The organism is Klebsiella sp. 2019SCSN059, from assembly GCF_021739525.1.
Taxonomy (GTDB): domain Bacteria; phylum Pseudomonadota; class Gammaproteobacteria; order Enterobacterales; family Enterobacteriaceae; genus Klebsiella; species Klebsiella quasipneumoniae.
This window is the reverse complement of record NZ_JAKKOM010000029.1, coordinates 21,238-37,212: the sequence shown is the minus strand read 5'-3', so window position 1 is coordinate 37,212 and position 15,975 is coordinate 21,238. Positions and strand designations below refer to the sequence as shown.

At 58.7% G+C, this 15,975-nt stretch carries 16 protein-coding genes and 1 other annotated feature; of the genes, 3 read left to right on the top strand and 13 right to left on the bottom strand.

Going from position 1 to position 15,975, the window contains the following annotated elements; genetic code table 11:
* Nucleotides 1-43: 43 nt before the first annotated feature.
* The 6 genes from thrC to yjjY all read right to left on the bottom strand — a co-directional run bounded on the left by thrC (nt 44) and on the right by yjjY (nt 6,306).
* The gene (gene thrC, locus L2I46_RS22835) at nt 44-1,324 is read right to left on the bottom strand and encodes a threonine synthase (RefSeq protein ID WP_121936409.1); all 1,281 of its coding nucleotides are present in this window, start codon (nt 1,322-1,324) and stop codon (nt 44-46) included.
* 3 nt (nt 1,325-1,327) lie between these two features.
* Nucleotides 1,328-2,257 (bottom strand): homoserine kinase, encoded by a 930-nt coding sequence (gene thrB, locus L2I46_RS22830; protein WP_002887853.1) that lies wholly within the window; start codon nt 2,255-2,257, stop codon nt 1,328-1,330.
* 1 nt (nt 2,258) lies between these two features.
* Nucleotides 2,259-4,721 carry a bifunctional aspartate kinase/homoserine dehydrogenase I gene (thrA, locus tag L2I46_RS22825; RefSeq protein WP_194859263.1) on the bottom strand — a complete coding sequence of 821 codons (2,463 nt, stop codon included), beginning with the start codon at nt 4,719-4,721 and terminating at the stop codon, nt 2,259-2,261.
* Nucleotides 4,722-4,746: 25 nt separating this feature from the next.
* Nucleotides 4,747-4,864: a sequence feature (Thr leader region), on the bottom strand.
* Nucleotides 4,803-4,871 carry a thr operon leader peptide gene (thrL, locus tag L2I46_RS22820; RefSeq protein WP_004222578.1) on the bottom strand — a complete coding sequence of 23 codons (69 nt, stop codon included), beginning with the start codon at nt 4,869-4,871 and terminating at the stop codon, nt 4,803-4,805. (Overlaps the previous feature by 62 nt.)
* Before the next feature lie 211 nt (nt 4,872-5,082).
* Entirely contained in the window at nt 5,083-5,769 is a 687-nt protein-coding gene (locus L2I46_RS22815; RefSeq protein WP_121936410.1) for a tRNA/rRNA methyltransferase, read from the bottom strand.
* Nucleotides 5,770-6,165: 396 nt separating this feature from the next.
* Entirely contained in the window at nt 6,166-6,306 is a 141-nt protein-coding gene (gene yjjY / locus L2I46_RS22810; RefSeq protein ID WP_004146984.1) for a protein YjjY, read from the bottom strand.
* A gap of 95 nt (nt 6,307-6,401) precedes the next feature.
* Here yjjY and arcA point away from each other — a divergent pair, with 95 nt between their 5' ends.
* Nucleotides 6,402-7,118, top strand: a complete 717-nt coding sequence (gene arcA, locus L2I46_RS22805; RefSeq protein ID WP_002887843.1) for a two-component system response regulator ArcA — start codon at nt 6,402-6,404, stop codon at nt 7,116-7,118.
* A 63-nt stretch (nt 7,119-7,181) separates the two neighbouring features.
* Here arcA and creD read toward each other — a convergent pair whose 3' ends face one another.
* From creD to creA, 4 genes are read right to left on the bottom strand one after another with little or no spacing between them, the layout of a single operon-like run.
* Complete coding sequence (gene creD, locus L2I46_RS22800; RefSeq protein WP_176221069.1) at nt 7,182-8,540, bottom strand: cell envelope integrity protein CreD; 1,359 nt, start codon at nt 8,538-8,540, stop codon at nt 7,182-7,184.
* 59 nt (nt 8,541-8,599) lie between these two features.
* A complete protein-coding gene (creC, locus tag L2I46_RS22795; protein ID WP_121936411.1) occupies nt 8,600-10,024 on the bottom strand; it encodes a two-component system sensor histidine kinase CreC in 1,425 nt (474 codons plus the stop codon).
* Nucleotides 10,024-10,713: a two-component system response regulator CreB gene (gene creB, locus L2I46_RS22790; RefSeq protein WP_105491193.1), complete on the bottom strand. Its 690-nt coding sequence runs from the start codon at nt 10,711-10,713 to the stop codon at nt 10,024-10,026. The genes creC and creB overlap by 1 nt, the downstream gene beginning before the upstream one ends.
* A 12-nt stretch (nt 10,714-10,725) precedes the next feature.
* A complete protein-coding gene (gene creA / locus L2I46_RS22785) occupies nt 10,726-11,199 on the bottom strand; it encodes a protein CreA (RefSeq protein ID WP_009309170.1) in 474 nt (157 codons plus the stop codon).
* 209 nt (nt 11,200-11,408) lie between these two features.
* Here creA and robA point away from each other — a divergent pair, with 209 nt between their 5' ends.
* On the top strand, nt 11,409-12,278 hold the full coding sequence (gene robA / locus L2I46_RS22780; RefSeq protein WP_023291903.1) for an MDR efflux pump AcrAB transcriptional activator RobA: 870 nt from the start codon (nt 11,409-11,411) through the stop codon (nt 12,276-12,278).
* Here the strand turns inward: robA and gpmB are convergent.
* The gene (gene gpmB / locus L2I46_RS22775) at nt 12,275-12,922 is read right to left on the bottom strand and encodes a 2,3-diphosphoglycerate-dependent phosphoglycerate mutase GpmB (RefSeq protein ID WP_004204216.1); all 648 of its coding nucleotides are present in this window, start codon (nt 12,920-12,922) and stop codon (nt 12,275-12,277) included. The two genes, robA and gpmB, sit on opposite strands and share 4 nt — an antisense overlap.
* 113 nt (nt 12,923-13,035) lie before the next feature.
* On the opposite strand from gpmB, the gene yjjX reads away from it, so the two are divergent.
* Nucleotides 13,036-13,551 (top strand): inosine/xanthosine triphosphatase, encoded by a 516-nt coding sequence (gene yjjX / locus L2I46_RS22770; protein ID WP_032452387.1) that lies wholly within the window; start codon nt 13,036-13,038, stop codon nt 13,549-13,551.
* On the opposite strand, the gene trpR is transcribed toward yjjX, so the two are convergent.
* Nucleotides 13,538-13,867: a trp operon repressor gene (gene trpR / locus L2I46_RS22765; protein WP_004204213.1), complete on the bottom strand. Its 330-nt coding sequence runs from the start codon at nt 13,865-13,867 to the stop codon at nt 13,538-13,540. The two genes, yjjX and trpR, sit on opposite strands and share 14 nt — an antisense overlap.
* An 88-nt stretch (nt 13,868-13,955) precedes the next feature.
* Nucleotides 13,956-15,893, bottom strand: a complete 1,938-nt coding sequence (gene sltY / locus L2I46_RS22760) for a murein transglycosylase (RefSeq protein ID WP_085551450.1) — start codon at nt 15,891-15,893, stop codon at nt 13,956-13,958.
* Nucleotides 15,894-15,975 lie beyond the last annotated feature (82 nt).

The following is a 15,975-nucleotide window of genomic DNA, read 5'->3' as shown; positions in this document are numbered from 1 at the left end:
GGTCCCCCTACGGCGTTCGACGCAACAGGGGGACGGTAAGGATTTAGCCCATCATCAGCTTACGCAGCGCGGCGAAATCCGCCGGCAGGTTGTGAGACAGCAGCGGCAGGTCGGCGCGGTCGGCCAGCTCTTTCGGCAGCGGCAGGGCCTCCTGCAGGATCTCCTCCACGCTCTCTTTGAACTTCGCCGGATGGGCGGTGCCGAGGAACAGACCGTACTCTCCCGGCTGCAGCTGATCGCGCAGCGCGCGCCAGGCAATCGCCGCGTGCGGCTCAGAGATGTAGCCGATGGCCTTCAGCTCGCGCATTGCCGCTTTGGTGGTCTCATCATCGACCGCGGCATAGCCCAGCTCGCTGAGACGCCAGATTTTACGGCGGAACAGCTCTTCGACACGCGGCCAGTTGTTCGGCTGGCTGACGTCCATGGCGTTGGACAGCGTCGCCTGGGTGGCTTTTGGCGCCCACTCGCCGCCCTGCAGATAGCGCGGAACGGTGTCGTTGGCATTGGTGGCGGCGATAAAGCGTTTGATCGGCAGACCCAGCGACTTCGCCAGCAGACCGGCGGTCAGATCGCCGAAGTTGCCGCTCGGCACGGAAATCACCAGCTGATTGCGGGCTTCCTGCGGCAGCTGCGCCGCCGCTTCGAAGTAGTAGCAGATCTGCGCCAGCAGGCGGCTGATGTTAATGGAGTTAGCCGAGTTGAGCCCCAGCGTCGCCTTCAGTTCTTCATCGTCAAACGCCTGCTTCACCAGCGCCTGGCAGGCGTCGAAGTCGCCCTCAATCGCCACGGTTTCAATGTTGCCGCCGAGAGTACAGAACAGCTTCTCCTGCAGCGGGCTGATCTTGCCGCGCGGGTAGAGGATCACTACCTTAACGTTCGGCAGTCCGTAGAAAGCATGCGCCACCGCCGCCCCGGTATCGCCAGAGGTCGCCGTGAGGATGGTGACCGGCTTATCGCCTGCGATATGGGTCAGCATCTGCGCCATAAAGCGGCCGCCGAAATCCTTGAACGCCAGCGTGGGGCCATGGAACAGCTCCAGACAGCCGACATCCTCCTGAACCTTGCTCACCGGCGCCGGAAACGCAAACGCCGCGCGGACCCGCTGCTGCAGGACATCCTGCGGGATCTCATCGCCGATAAAGGCGGATAAAATTTTGGCGCTGCGGGTGACAAAATCCTGCGCCAGCATGTCGTCGATTTCAGTCAGGCTGAATTCCGGCAGATCGTGCGGAAAGAACAGGCCCTGATGCTTGCCAAGTCCCTGGGTAACGGCCTGCGCAAAGCTGACCTGCTCATTGTGATCTTTTAAGTTATACAGTTTCATTGGTTATCCCACTACGCGTGCGCCCGCCGTGTCCAGCCGGCAAATATGAACAAAGCCTTCCTGATTCTGCAGATAGTGCGCGCCAAGCCAGTCGGCGACGCGTTGTGCGGTGTCCGGCTTATCGCACAACGCGAACAGCGTTGGGCCAGAGCCGGAGATGCCGCAAGCCTGGGCGCCCATCTCCATGGCCGCCTGACGCGCTTCGCTAAAGCCCGGCAGCAGTTTGGTTCGGTACGGTTCGGCAATCACATCTTTCATCAATTTTGCCGCCAACTGCGGCTGGCGGGTGTAGCAGGCGTGAATAAAGCCCGCGAGGTGGCGACCATGGGCGATACAATCCTGACGGCGGTACTGCGCCGGCAGAATCGCCCGCGCTTCGGCGGTGGATACTTTAATCCCCGGATAGGCCAGCACCCACAGCCACTCATCAAACCCGGGCACCTGCTGGCTGATAATCCCGTTCTCTTCGATCATCAACTGCATGCCGCCAAGATAGCACGGCGCCACGTTGTCGTAGTGAATGCTGCCGGAGATACGCCCTTCCATCTCCCCCATCAGCGCCAGCATGCGCGTCTCGTTCAGCGGCTTACCGCAAAACTCGTTCATCGCCACCAGCGCGGCGACCACCGAGCAGGCGCTGGAGCCCAGCCCGGAGCCAATCGGCATGTTTTTTTCCAGGGTCATCGCCACCGGCACCGTTTTACCGATCTCCCGGCAAAAGCTTTCCCAGCACTGGTAAACAATGTTCTCCTGCGGCGCCGTCGGCAGTTTGCTGGCGAAGCGTCCCAGATTCTGCAGGCTGAATTGCTCCGCCGCTTCGACAGTAACGTTGTCGCCCAGCAGCGTGCCATCGACCGGCGTGACCGCCGCGCCCAACACATCAAACCCGACGCTCATATTGGCACTGGAAGCCGGGGCATATACTTTGACCATCTTAAACTCCTAACTTCCAGGAAAGGGTGCGCAGCAGATCGGCGAATACACCGGCCGCCGTGACGTCGTTCCCGGCACCATAGCCGCGCAGCACCAGCGGCAATGGCTGATAATAGTGGCTGTAAAAGGCCAGCGCGTTCTCGCCATTTTTGACTTTGAACAGCGGATCGTTGCCGTCAACGGCGGCAATTTTCACCCGGCAGGTACCATCCTCTTCGATGTTACCGACATAGCGCAAGACTTTACCTTCATCGCGCGCCTTAGCGATCCGCGAGGCGAACGCATCATCCAGCGACGGCAGGCGGGCCATAAAGGTCTCAACATCACCGCTGGCGTCGAAGTCCGCCGGCAGCGCCGACTCGACGATAATGTCCGACAGCTCCAGTTCACGTCCGGTCTCACGGGCCAGAATCAGCAGCTTACGCGCGACATCCACCCCGGATAAATCGTCGCGCGGATCCGGCTCGGTATACCCCATCTCACGGGCCATCGCCGTCGCCGCCGAGAAACTCACGCCCTCATCCAGCTTGCCGAAGATAAACGACAGAGAGCCGGAGAGGATCCCGGAGAAATGGCGCAGTTCATCGCCGGCGTTGAGCAGGTTCTGCAGGTTCTCAATCACCGGCAGGCCAGCGCCAACGTTAGTGTCATAGAGGAACTTGCGGCGCGAGCTGCTCGCGGCATGGCGCAGCTGATGATAATAATCCAGCGAAGAGGTATTGGCCTTTTTATTCGGCGTGACCACATGGAAACCTTCGCGCAGGAAGTCGGCGTACTGATCGGCGACCGCCTGGCTGGAGGTACAGTCGACGATCACCGGATTCAGCAGGTGGTACTCTTTTACCAGGCGGATCAGGCGGCCAAGATTAAAGGGGTCTTTCGCCTCCGCCAGCGACTCACTCCAGTTTTCCAGATTCAGACCATGCACGCTGGTCAGCAGCGCCTGAGAGTTGGCCACGCCGCAAACGCGCAGATCGATATGTTTGCTCTTCAGCCAACTCTGCTGGCGTTTGATTTGCTCCAGCAGCGCGCCGCCGACGCCGCCGACGCCGATGACGAACACTTCGATCACCTGGTCGGTGTTGAACAGCATCTGATGGGTCACGCGCACGCCGGTGGTGGCGTCGTCATTGCTGACCACCACCGAAATGGAGCGCTCGGATGAACCCTGGGCAATCGCCACGATATTGATATTGGCGCGGGCCAGCGCGGCAAAAAACTTTGCCGAGATACCGCGCAGGGTGCGCATTCCGTCACCCACCACCGAGATAATAGCCAGACGCTCCATAATGGCCAGCGGCTCCAGCAGCCCCTCTTTCAGCTCGAGATAAAACTCATCTTCCATCGCCCGTTTGGCACGCGCGCAGTCGCTCTGCGGCACGCAGAAACTGATGCTGTACTCGGAAGAGGATTGGGTGATCAGCACGACCGAGATGCCGGCGCGGGACATGGTGGCGAAGACGCGGGCCGCCATGCCGACCATGCCTTTCATCCCCGGCCCGGAGACATTGAACATCGCCATGTTGTTGAGGTTAGAGATGCCTTTGACCGGCAGATCGTCCTCGTCGCGGCTGGCGCCGATGAGCGTTCCCGGCGCCTGCGGGTTGCCGGTATTTTTAATCAGACATGGGATTTGGAACTGGGCGATAGGGGCGATGGTGCGCGGGTGCAGCACTTTCGCGCCAAAGTAGGAGAGCTCCATCGCCTCCTGATAAGACATCGATTTCAGCAGACGCGCATCCGGCACCTGGCGCGGGTCGCAAGTGTACACGCCGTCGACATCGGTCCAGATTTCGCAGCAGTCGGCGCGCAGGCAGGCGGCCAGTACCGCAGCCGAATAGTCGGAGCCGTTGCGCCCCAGCACCACCAGCTCGCCCTTCTCATTGCCGGCGGTAAACCCGGCCATCAGGATCATATGGTCTGCCGGGATCTGGCTGGCGGCGATGCGGCGGGTGGATTCGGCGATATCGACCGTGGATTCCAGATAGTGGCCCACCGCGAGCAGTTTTTCCACCGGGTTAATCACACTGACTTTATGACCACGGGCTTCCAGCAGACCCGCCATGATGGCGATGGAGAGCTTTTCGCCTCGGCAGATCAGCGCGGCATTGACGCTGTCCGGGCACTGACCCAGCAGGCTGATACCGTGCAGGACATGCTTAATCTGAGCAAACTCCTGCTCAACAAAGGCTTTCAGCTGGGCGAGCGGGAAAGCGGGCTGGGCGTCGGCAAGGCCCTGAAGAAGTTCGGTAAAAATGCGTTCAGCGTCGGCAATATTGGGGAGGGCATCCTGGCCGCCAATGGTCTTTTCAATCATCGCTACCAGATGGTTGGTGATCTTCGCCGGGGCAGACAGGACGGTCGCTACCTGCCCCTGCCTGGCATTACTCTCCAGAATATCGGCAACCCGCAGAAACCGTTCCGCATTTGCCACTGATGTACCGCCGAACTTCAACACTCGCATGGTTCTTACCCCTTGATCTCTTGTCAAAAAAAAAGCCCGCACTGTTCAGGTGCGGGCTTTTTTCTGTGTTTCCTGTACGCGTCAGCCCGCACCGTTACCTGTGGTAATGGTGGTGGTGATAATGGTGGTAATCATGCCGATGCGATTCATGGATGTTGTGTACTCTGTATTTTTATCTGTCTGTGTGTCCTGCCTATATTGGTTAAAGTATCTGTCCTCTTAAGTCAATGAATTTCTCAATTAACCTCATTTCAGCGAGCTTACGTATTGCGCCACCCCGACAAGGAAAAACATCCAGATCGGCGGAACACTGCCCGCAAAAACAGCACATACAACCATAATTAAAATATATGGCAGAGCTTTATTCTGGCAGGTTTTTTTCAATATCATGCAGCAAACGATGCAACATTGCCGTGTCGCGCTGCTGCAGCAGCCCCATTCGTTGCGACAGCCAGTCGGCCAGTTTGGCATCATCCTCCACGCCCAGACGCGAAAGCAAGGCCAGGGCGCGCAGGCGCAACGCCTGCAGCTGATGATGGTCTGCCGCGGCGTCGGCGGGCGCCGGTTGTTGCATAAGCGATGCTAATTGATAGCAGTAGACCATCACCGACTGACCGAGGTTTAGCGAAGGATAATCCGCGGCCATCGGCACGCCGGTCAGCACATCGGCCAGGGCCAGCTCCTCATTGGTCAATCCGGCGTCTTCACGGCCAAATACCAGCGCGGTATGGGTCATCCAGTTCGCCTTCTCCTCCAGCAGCGGCAACAGCTGCTGCGGCGTGGCGTAATAGTGAAACCGCGCGCGACTGCGGGCGGTGGTGGCGACGGTAAAATCGACGTCGTGCAGCGCCTCGGCAAGGGTGGAATAGGTGGTGATGCCATCGAGGATGTCGCCTGAGCCGTGCGCCACCCAGCGTGCCGCCGGCGCCAGATGGGCTTCACTGTCCACGATCCGCAGATCGCGAAATCCCATGGTTTTCATCGCCCTGGCGGCGGCGCCGACGTTCTCGGCCCGGGCAGGACCGACTAAAATAATCGTTAAACGCATTGCGGTTTTTTTCTCTCTCTCAGGCGTTGTCGAGGCGCGGAGCCCCGCATTTTACGCGGTGAAAATTTACAAATTTGCAACAAAAATCACTAAAATTGCGTTTTCTTACCCATAAAAAAATCTAAACTGTTCTCAGGAGGCCATGACAAGGAGTATGTTAACAGAACCCATTTATCCATATGATGGGCAATGAAATTTCACCTGACGCATCGTTCCAGGCATTGGATTCACTGTATTTATTAATTTATCCACGCAACTAGTTGAGCCGGGTAAAGATTGTGACTATAAAGAGCATGGCGATGCAATGATTTCACAAGACTGTTAACGTGCTACAATTGAACTTGATATATGTCAACGAAGCGTAGTTTTATTGGGTGTTCGGCCTCTCTTAGCCTGTTATGTTGCTGTTAAAATGGTTAGGATGTCAGCCGTTTTTGACACCGTCGGGTCCAGAGGGAAAGTACCCACGACCAAGCTAATGATGTTGTTGACGTTGATGGAAAGTGCATCAAGAACGCAATTACGTACTTTAGTCATGTTACGCCGCGCATGTTAATTTGCGACATGCAGCAGGCAGGTCAGGGACTTTGGTACTTCCTGTTTCGATTTAGTTGGCAATTTAGGTAGCAAACATGCAGACCCCGCACATTCTTATCGTTGAAGACGAGTTGGTAACACGCAACACGTTAAAAAGTATTTTCGAAGCAGAAGGTTACGATGTATTCGAAGCGACCGATGGCGCGGAAATGCATCAGATCCTGTCTGAAAATGATATCAACCTGGTGATCATGGATATCAACCTGCCGGGTAAAAATGGTCTTCTGCTGGCGCGCGAGCTGCGCGAGCAGGCTGACGTCGCGCTGATGTTCTTAACCGGTCGCGACAACGAAGTGGATAAGATCCTTGGCCTCGAAATCGGCGCTGACGACTATATCACTAAACCGTTTAACCCGCGTGAACTGACTATCCGCGCGCGCAACCTGCTCTCCCGTACCATGAACCTCGGTACCGTGAGCGAAGAGCGTCGCAGCGTGGAAAGCTACAAGTTCAACGGCTGGGAACTCGATATCAACAGCCGTTCCCTGGTCAGCCCGAACGGCGAACAGTACAAGCTGCCGCGCAGTGAATTCCGCGCGATGCTGCACTTCTGCGAAAACCCGGGCAAAATTCAGTCTCGTGCCGAGCTGCTGAAGAAAATGACCGGTCGCGAGCTGAAGCCGCATGACCGTACCGTTGACGTGACCATTCGTCGGATTCGTAAACACTTCGAATCCACTCCGGATACCCCGGAAATCATCGCTACCATTCACGGTGAAGGTTACCGTTTCTGTGGCGATCTGCAGGAATAATGCGATTTATTCCGCAGCCATGATGTGAAAACGGCGCCCCGAGGGCGCCGTTTTTTTATGCCGTCACTCTTTCCAGAGGCGCAGTTTGTCGTCATCGGCAGACGGCGGCGGAGGCACACTGCCTTTCGGTAACGATAACGCATACCAGTCCACTCGCCGGGTCAAAAACATCAGGCTGCTTAGCGCCAGCACCAGCACCCCGGTACCCAACAGCAGCGCGCTGTCCTCGGAATGCAGCAGAAACCACATCACCCCGTCCAGCAGCAGCAGCGCCGCGACAAACAGCAGGCTGTTACGCCATCCCCTGAGCACCGCCTGGAGGTAGATCCCGTTCATCACCGCGCCGGACAGGCTGGCGGCCAGCCAGGCGGCGGTAAAGCCAATGTGCTCCGAAAGCGCCAGCAGCACCAGGTAAAACAGCACCAGCGATAGGCCCACCAGCAAATATTGCATCGGATGCAGGGGGCGATGGGTCAGGCTTTCGAAAGCGAAAAAGGCCATAAACGTCAACCCAATTAACAGGATGGCATATTTTGTCGCCCGGTCGGTTAGCTGATACTGGTCGGCAAGCGACATGACATCGACACTGAACGCAGGCAGGCGCGACCACGGGATCTCCATATCATCCTTGAAATAGCTGCCCATATCGTTGGCGAACCAGCTGCTTTGCCAGTGGGCGCGATAGCCGGCAGCATTCACTTCGCGTTTCGTTGGCAGGAAGCTGCCGAGAAAGCCGGGATGCGGCCAGTTACTGGTCAGCTGCAGCTCGCTGTTGCGCCCGAGCGGCACCAGTGAAAATGCGCCCGTCCCGTTCAGATCGAGCGAAAAAGCGATCTCAAGCGGCTTGTTGTCCTCCGCCAGCGCAGGCATCGGCATATGGATGCCCGCCCCATCGCCGCTGATCCCCAGCCCAGGCTCCACGCTTAATACGCTGCCGTTAACCTCCGGGGCATGGATGGCGCCAATGCCGCGGGCATCGCCGACGCTCACCACCAGTCGCGGCTGGCCTAAGACAATATTCGTTTTTTTCAGCGCCGCCAGACGCAGCGGATCAAACGAAGCCTTAATCTGCAGGGCGTTATGCCAGACCTGTCCGCTGTAGATGCCCACCCTCCTCGACTCCGCGGTCTGTTTGCCGGTGACCGCCAGCGATTCCGGCAGCCAGTAGTACTCCCAGCTCCGCTGATATTCGACCTCTTTTTGGTTCTCCCTGCGGGTCAGCGTCTCGGTTACCGGAATAGCGATCAGCGGCCCGGCGAGTTTTTGCGGGCCGCTGGTGCTCTGTTCAATGGCATCCACAACCTCGCTGCGATAATCAGCCCGCTCATTGATGAGCTCCCTGACTATCATCAAAGGCAGAGATAACAGCACAATACAGCCTATTAACGTGGTGATTTTCCAGAATAACGGTGATTTCAACATAGCTTTCTCCCTATCGTGATGGCCTCACAATAGGGCGGTTGTGTGGGGGGAATTTGAAGCTATGTGAAGGGACGGTGAAGTCTCAGCGTGGCGACCACGCCGCCTTCGGGCCGATTGTGTAGACGGATATCGCCGTGATGCAGGCGCGCGACTTCACGAACGAAGGCCAGCCCAAGGCCGCTGCTCTTATGGCCGTCTTCACGCGGCAGCGAGTAGAACCGATCAAAGATCCGCGTCAGGGCATACTCCGGAATACCGCATCCGTTATCCGTTACGCTCAGTCGCACCTCTGCATTTCGTTTCTCTACTGCCAGGGCGATCTCGCCCCCCTGGGGGGTAAAATCAATCGCGTTGTCGAGCAGATTGCCCAGCGCCTGGGACAGCAGTTCGCCATCGCCATTGACCAGCATCCCACTCTCCTGCCAGCGCAGGGTGATGGCTTTCGCCGCCAGGGCGATGTCGCGCTCTTCCGCCAGGCGTTGGTATAGCGCATCTATCGACACCGGCTGCGGCTTTATCTCCAGCCGGCTTTCCAGTCGCGCCTGCTGGAGCAACCGCTCCACCAACAGCTGCATGCGAGTATTTTGCGCGAGGATATTCTCAGTAAACCGCGCCGCCACCGCAGGCGGCGGCTCTTCGCGCAGGATCTCCGCCGCACCGCGGATGGCCGCCAGCGGACTTTTCAGCTCGTGAGTCAGGTCATAGACATAGTTTTCGATGGCGTTTTTGCCTTCGAGTTTCACCCGCATGCTCTCCAGCGCCTGGGCCAGCTTACGCAGTTCGCTGCTGCCGACCTCCGGCAGCGGCAGCGGGCGGTCAGCGGTCACCGAGTCCGCATAGCGCACCAGCTTGCCGATAGAGAAATTGATCCACCAGACGGCGCCGCAGCCAATCAACAGGGCAATGCCCAGCAGGGCGCCGCCGGCCCAAAGGATCCTCCGCTCGCTGCGCTGAATGACCGGCGTCATCGCCAGGTTGGGTTTACCGACGCTCAGCACGCCGATAATCCGCCCCTTATCCATCACCGGCGCGGCGATATACATTACCGAGCTGGCTTCATCATGCGGATCGCTGCGCGTACTGCGCGCGCCGTACTGGCCGCGCAGGGTGAGCCAGACGTCGTTCCAGCGTGAATAGTCCTGCCCTGTCGCCTCTCCGTTCGAGTCAAACACCACCTTGCCCCGGGCATCGGTCAGATAGACGCGGTACTCATTCCGCACCTTTTTAATTCCGCCAATATTGGCGTTGAGCCGCTGCTGGTTGAGCTGGTGAAAGGCCTGCGCCAGCCTGCCCTGCTGCGGGTTTGCCGCCAGCAGGTCCTCACGCGCCAGCGCCGCCAGCAGGGTGGCGGTATCGTTGAGGGTCCCCTCCGTCGCCCGGCGCACGCCCGGCTTCACTTCCTGGACAAAGATCGACAGTACAAACCACGCGGCGATCGCGACGATAAGAAAATAGCCCAGCAGCAGGCGCATGCCGATGCGCATCAGCCGCGCCCCAGGCTGTAGCCCATCCCGCGATGGGTATTGATTGGCGCCACCTCAGGATTAACGACCCGCAGTTTAGCGCGCAGGGTTTTGATGTGGGTGTCGACGGTGCGGTCGAGGCTTTCCCAAGCATCGCTCCACACCAGCTCCATCAGCTGCTGGCGGGAGAAGACGCGACCGGGCGCGTGAAGCAGCGTTTTCAACAGCAGAAATTCATAGCGCGTCAGGTTCAGCGGCTGGCCGAACCAGCTTATCGACGCCGCCTGCTCGTCAAGCACAAACTCGCCGACGCGAACTACCGACGAAGGCACGGCGAATTTTTGCAGCCGCCGCAGCACGCTGCGCACCCGCGCGCAGACTTCGCGCGGCGAAAACGGCTTGGCGATGTAATCGTCAGCGCCGATTTCCAGCCCCAGCAGCTTATCGACCTCGTCGCTCCGCGCCGTCAGAAACAGCACCGGCAGCGCCGGAAAGCGCGTCAGTAGGCGCCGACAGAGCTCGAAGCCGCTGATATCCGGCAAGCCGACGTCGAGAATGGCCACATCGGGCGCCTGATGCGCCGCCGCCTCCAGCGCGGGCAACCCGCGGTCAAAGACGGTGACCTGGAAGCCCTCCTGCTGGAGCATATAAACCAGGGTATCGGCGATACTCTGTTCATCCTCAACTAACCAAATCCGTGGCTGCTGCATGCGCGCTCCCGTTTATTTATTCCAGGGCATAATCGGCACGGCGCTGATGGCGTTCTTCGGCGAACCATCAACCACTTTATCCGAATAGGTCAGGTAGACCAGCGCATTGCGTTTCGCATCATAGAAGCGAACGACCTGTAGCTTTTTAAACACCAGCGAGGTGCGCTTCTGGAACACCACGTCGCCCTGGCTTTTGCCATTTTTGATTTTGTCCGTCAGCTCAATCGGCCCGACCTGCTGGCAGGAGATGGCCGCGTCGGAGGTATCTTCCGCCAGACCCAGCCCGCCTTTGATCCCGCCGGTCTTCGCCCGGCTGATATAGCAGGTCACGTTCTGCACATCCGGATCGTCAAAGGCTTCGACGACAATTTTGTGATCCGGCCCTAACCATTTGAAGACCGTATCCACGGAACCAATCTGCTCCGCCTGAGCGACCTGGCAGCCGGCCAGCAGCAGCAGGCCCATCGCAAACTTCTTGTATTTCATATTGTTACCATTCTTAAAAAATATAGCTGAGTGATTATCACGCACTTTGCGGAAAAGGTTTATAGATCACAGCTTTACAAAATTCTCGTTCAGATCCACGCACCTACCGCATTTAAAAGCAAAAAAAACACTGAATGCTAAAACATCAAAAAATGCTATTATCCGCTACTTTAATATCAGGCACCTGTGTTTAAGGATGGGGACATTTTATGGATCAAGCAGGGATTATTCGCGATCTCCTTAGCTGGCTGGAAGGTCACCTGGATCAGCCGCTTTCTCTGGACAATGTGGCGGCGAAGGCGGGTTATTCCAAGTGGCATTTGCAGCGAATGTTTAAGGATGTCACCGGCCATGCCATCGGTGCCTATATTCGCGCGCGCCGGTTGTCGAAATCAGCTGTCGCATTACGCCTTACCGCCCGTCCAATCCTTGATATTGCGCTGCAGTACCGTTTCGACTCCCAGCAGACCTTCACCCGGGCGTTTAAGAAGCAGTTCTCGCTGACGCCGGCGCTCTACCGCCGCTCGCCGGACTGGAGCTCGTTCGGTATGCGTCCGCCGCTGCGTCTTGGCGAGTTTACCCTGCCGAAACATGAATTTGTCGCCCTGCCCACGACTCAACTGCTGGGGGTAACCCAGAGCTATACCTGTAAGCTGGAGGAAATCTCCGACTTCCGCAACCAGATGCGGGTCCAGTTCTGGCGCGATTTCCTCGGCAACTCGCCGTCGATCCCCCCGGTGCTCTATGGGCTGCATGAACCGCGTCCGAGCCTGGAGAAAGACGATGAACAGGAAGTGTTCTATACCACCGCGCTGACGCCGGAGATGGCTAACGGCCACCTGCAGAACGCCCATCCGGTGACGCTGGAGGGCGGCGAGTATGTCATGTTTACGTATGAAGGGCTGGGTACCGGCCTGCAGGAATTCATCCTGACGGTCTACGGCACCTGCATGCCGATGCTGAACCTGACGCGTCGCAAGGGGCTGGATATTGAACGCTTCTATCCTGAAGATGAAAGCCGGGATCAGGACACGCCGATTCAGTTGCGCTGCGAATATCTGATCCCGATCCGCCGTTAACGCTGCAGCTCGTCCATCGCGGGGGCGTCAAGATGCGAGACGTCGCCCGCCGTTTCCACCACCCAGCCGGAAGCCAGCCACGGGCTCTGCTGATAATCGACGCGCGAGATAGAGCAGTTGCGCAGACGCAGACGACGCTCTGCGTACGCCGGCAGCCCTAAAATCGTGCTCACCAGGCAGCCCAGCGCGATACCATGACTCACCAGCAGTGGTCGACTACCGGCCGGTAATTCCAGACAGGCTGCCAGCGCCGCATGCATGCGTTCGCTAAGCTCCTGCATCGATTCGCCCTGAGGAATACGACCATCCGGCGTGCCGTTGACCAGCTGGCGGCGCCAGCCCTCTTCTTCTTCGCTGAGCGAGTCGATATGGCGCTTCTCCAGCACCCCCATATCCAGCTCGCGCAGGCGCGCATCGGCGATCACGCTGCAGCCGCAGGCTTCGGCGATAATCTCTGCTGTGCGGCGGGTTCGTCCCAGATCGCTGGTAATGATATGGGTGATCCCCAGCGTTCTGGCGCGCTCGCCAACCTGCCAGGCCTGGCGCTCACCGTGTGCGGTCAGCGGGCTGTCGGACTGACCCTGAATACGTCGCTCGGCGTTCCACTGCGTTTCACCGTGGCGAACAAGGTATACCTGTAACATGCTTTTTTTCCGTTCTGAACTCGTTATCGACCGCTTTCGGGCATTACCGCCTGCCCTGGGGGTGATTTAGAGTATACTGCGATGACGTTAGTTTATTCTGAGTTGTTTTGATTATGCACCATGTTGTCTCAGCGACCACTAATCCCGCCAAAATTCAGGCAATTCTGCAGGCTTTTGACGAGATTTTCGGCGAAGGATCCTGCCACATTGAGTCCGTATCCGTCGAGAGCGGCGTGCCGGAACAGCCCTTCGGCAGCGAGGAAACGCGCGCTGGCGCACGAAATCGCGTCGCCAATGCGCGCCTCGCCCAGCCCCATGCCGATTTCTGGGTCGCCATCGAAGCCGGAATTGACGATGGCAGTACCTTTAGCTGGGTGGTCATCGAAAGCGCCAGCCAGCGCGGAGAAGCGCGCTCAGCCACGCTGCCGTTGCCTGACGTTATTCTTGAGCAGGTTCGCGCTGGCGAAGCCCTCGGGCCGGTCATGTCGCAGTATACCGGCATCGATCAGATCGGTCGTAAAGAGGGGGCGATTGGGGTTTTCACCGGCGGCAAATTAACCCGCAGCAGCGTTTACCATCAGGCGGTCGTGCTGGCGTTAAGTCCGTTCCACAACGCTATTTATCGCTAGCCAGCAGCGTCTGCTCCAGCCACTGGCGCAGCTCAACCGGCGCCGACTTCAGGCTGTTCGACCCGCGGGTAATGGTCGCAATGCCGGCGCCGAGCTCATTTTTCAGCTCGCGCTGGCTCATCTCGCCGCGCAGCAGCTCTTCGATAATGCGCACCCGGGTTCCCAGCGCTTCGCGCTCATCAGGGGTTAGCATTAGCTGCAGCAGCGGCAGATGCAGATCCTGCGCATAGGCCTGCTGTAGCAGCGCCACAAAGCGCAGCCACTCCTGATGACGTTGTTCGGCAACGGCCGCGGAATAGGGAGATTGTTGGGTCATATCGCGCCACCATATTGAGACGGGCAGCTTACGCTGCCCGTCGAATGTACTCTTCAACGAGTACAAAGCATAACATACTTCCCGGCGATCAGTAACGCTGCCGCCACTCCGCATCGCTGAAGAGCTTATCCTGCTGTCCCATAAAGTAGCGGTAGTAGGCGTCATAGGAGAGGACATTCTTCACGTAGCCGCGGGTTTCCGAGAACGGAATACTCTCGACAAACGCCACGGCGTCGATCCGTCCGGCGCTGTTCCCCTGCCAGGTGCGTACCCGACCCGGCCCGGCGTTATAGGCCGCCGAGGCGTAGATGCGGTTATTGCCGAACTGCTGGTAAACGTACTGCAGATAGCTGGTGCCGATGTTGATGTTGGTTTCCGGATCCAATAGCTGCGACGGGCCGCTGTAGCCGGGAATGCGGAACATGCTGACGGTATGCGTCGCGGTGCCCGGCATAATCTGCATCAGCCCGCTGGCGCCGACCGGCGAGCGCACTTTCGGGTTCCAGGCGCTCTCCTGGCGGGCAATGGCCATCGCGTAGCTCTGCGGAATATCTTTACCGCTGATATAGCGGGCAAACAGATCGTTATAGGCCAGCGGGAAGCGCTCCTCCAGCTGATCCCACAGCTTGCCGGCGATCGTCGCCTGCACGCTCAGATCCCACCAGTGTTGATCGAAGGCATAGCGCGCCAGCTGCGACTGCTGAGATTTCGTGCGGCTGGTGACCAGATTCGCCCATTCGGTGCGCGCGGTGTTATCCATATTCCAGTACATCAGCTCGCGTACCCGGGCCATCTCCGGACCGGAAGCCAGCGCCGGATCGAGCGTGCCAGTCGCTTTATCGATGCGGAAGGTATACTCCTCGCCGAGACGCTGCGCGGCGACCATCGGGTAGAAACCGCGCTGCTGCATCAACGACCGGAGGATCGCCTGCGCCTCCTCGTCCCTGCCGCGCTCCAGCAACAGATCCGCCTGCCAGTAGCGCCATTCGTCTTTCTCTTTCGCCTCCATCGGCAGGCGCGCCAGCCAGGTATTCAGGCCATGGCGATCGCCCGTCCCCAGCGCCATCCGCACCCGCCGCTCCACCAGCGGCGTGGACTGCGATCGCATAATCGCATCGTCGCGCCAGATGGCCTGCTCTTCGGTCACATCGTTCCCCATCAGGCGCCAGGCGACAATATCGCGTAGCTCCTGGGTCTGATCCTCATTGAGCTGCTGGGCCTGCACCAGCGAAGGGATCATCAAACGGGCATTTTCCACATCCTGACGGGCGACGCTGGCGAAGGCGACGGCGGCCATCTGGCGGGTAAAGTCCGTCGCCCCGGTGGTGCGGGCAAAGGTCAGGACGCTGTTAGGATCGTTAGCCAGGGCAACCACGGCGCTGGCGATGCTCTGGTAGTTGGCGGGCATCTGCTGGGCCAGCGATTTCACCAGCCCGATATTGCCGGCCTTCATCGCCAGGCGGATCCGTTCGAGATAAGCCAGCGGATCCTGCTGGCCGGAGTCGCGCCAGGCGCTGAACAGCGGTTCACAGGCGCCGGGCTGGTTCTTGCCCGTCAGCCAGAGGTCTTTCGCTCCGCTCCAGGCCTCCTGCGACTGCCCCACGCTCAGTTTGGCGTAGTAGTAGTTGCACTGCGCCTCGGTGCTGGTCGGCTTATCGGGACTAAACGCCAGCAAGCCGCGCCAATCGCTGCGCCGGGCCAGTTCATTCACGAAGCGCGAACGTAATGAACGCGCGGGGGGCAGCGTCGGGTTGGCGTCAATAAAGTTTTTCACCACCAGCGCCGGCTGGTTCATCAGATCGTCGGTAATCTGCCGGTACTGCAAATAGGGATACAGGGGATAGGTGCTTAACGTGGGCATCAGCTGGTCAACCACATCCATCTGCCGGTTATCCCACGCCTGCTTAATTTGTGCGTAGCGGCTGCGCTGTTCATCCAGTGAATCCGCATGCGCCAGCTGACTCAACGCCAACAGACCAACGCTGGCAGCCAAAAGATGCCACGCCATTTTTTTGGCTTTTTCCACAAGCTCTTCCTCTTTCAGGTGCATTTTCGCAGCATCGTGCCGCTTAAAAGCCACTGCCGGTTCGGCAGGCGGCTTTACTTAT

What these genes read in the sequence shown, in the direction of transcription:
- thrC (WP_121936409.1), bottom strand. Translation starts at nt 1,324, where the DNA reads ATGAAACTGTATAACTTAAAAGATCACAATGAGCAGGTCAGCTTTGCG.
- thrB (WP_002887853.1), bottom strand. Translation starts at nt 2,257, where the DNA reads ATGGTCAAAGTATATGCCCCGGCTTCCAGTGCCAATATGAGCGTCGGG.
- thrA (WP_194859263.1), bottom strand. Translation starts at nt 4,721, where the DNA reads ATGCGAGTGTTGAAGTTCGGCGGTACATCAGTGGCAAATGCGGAACGG.
- L2I46_RS22815 (WP_121936410.1), bottom strand. Translation starts at nt 5,769, where the DNA reads ATGCGTTTAACGATTATTTTAGTCGGTCCTGCCCGGGCCGAGAACGTC.
- yjjY (WP_004146984.1), bottom strand. Translation starts at nt 6,306, where the DNA reads ATGACTAAAGTACGTAATTGCGTTCTTGATGCACTTTCCATCAACGTC.
- arcA (WP_002887843.1), top strand. Translation starts at nt 6,402, where the DNA reads ATGCAGACCCCGCACATTCTTATCGTTGAAGACGAGTTGGTAACACGC.
- creD (WP_176221069.1), bottom strand. Translation starts at nt 8,540, where the DNA reads ATGTTGAAATCACCGTTATTCTGGAAAATCACCACGTTAATAGGCTGT.
- creC (WP_121936411.1), bottom strand. Translation starts at nt 10,024, where the DNA reads ATGCGCATCGGCATGCGCCTGCTGCTGGGCTATTTTCTTATCGTCGCG.
- creB (WP_105491193.1), bottom strand. Translation starts at nt 10,713, where the DNA reads ATGCAGCAGCCACGGATTTGGTTAGTTGAGGATGAACAGAGTATCGCC.
- creA (WP_009309170.1), bottom strand. Translation starts at nt 11,199, where the DNA reads ATGAAATACAAGAAGTTTGCGATGGGCCTGCTGCTGCTGGCCGGCTGC.
- robA (WP_023291903.1), top strand. Translation starts at nt 11,409, where the DNA reads ATGGATCAAGCAGGGATTATTCGCGATCTCCTTAGCTGGCTGGAAGGT.
- gpmB (WP_004204216.1), bottom strand. Translation starts at nt 12,922, where the DNA reads ATGTTACAGGTATACCTTGTTCGCCACGGTGAAACGCAGTGGAACGCC.
- yjjX (WP_032452387.1), top strand. Translation starts at nt 13,036, where the DNA reads ATGCACCATGTTGTCTCAGCGACCACTAATCCCGCCAAAATTCAGGCA.
- trpR (WP_004204213.1), bottom strand. Translation starts at nt 13,867, where the DNA reads ATGACCCAACAATCTCCCTATTCCGCGGCCGTTGCCGAACAACGTCAT.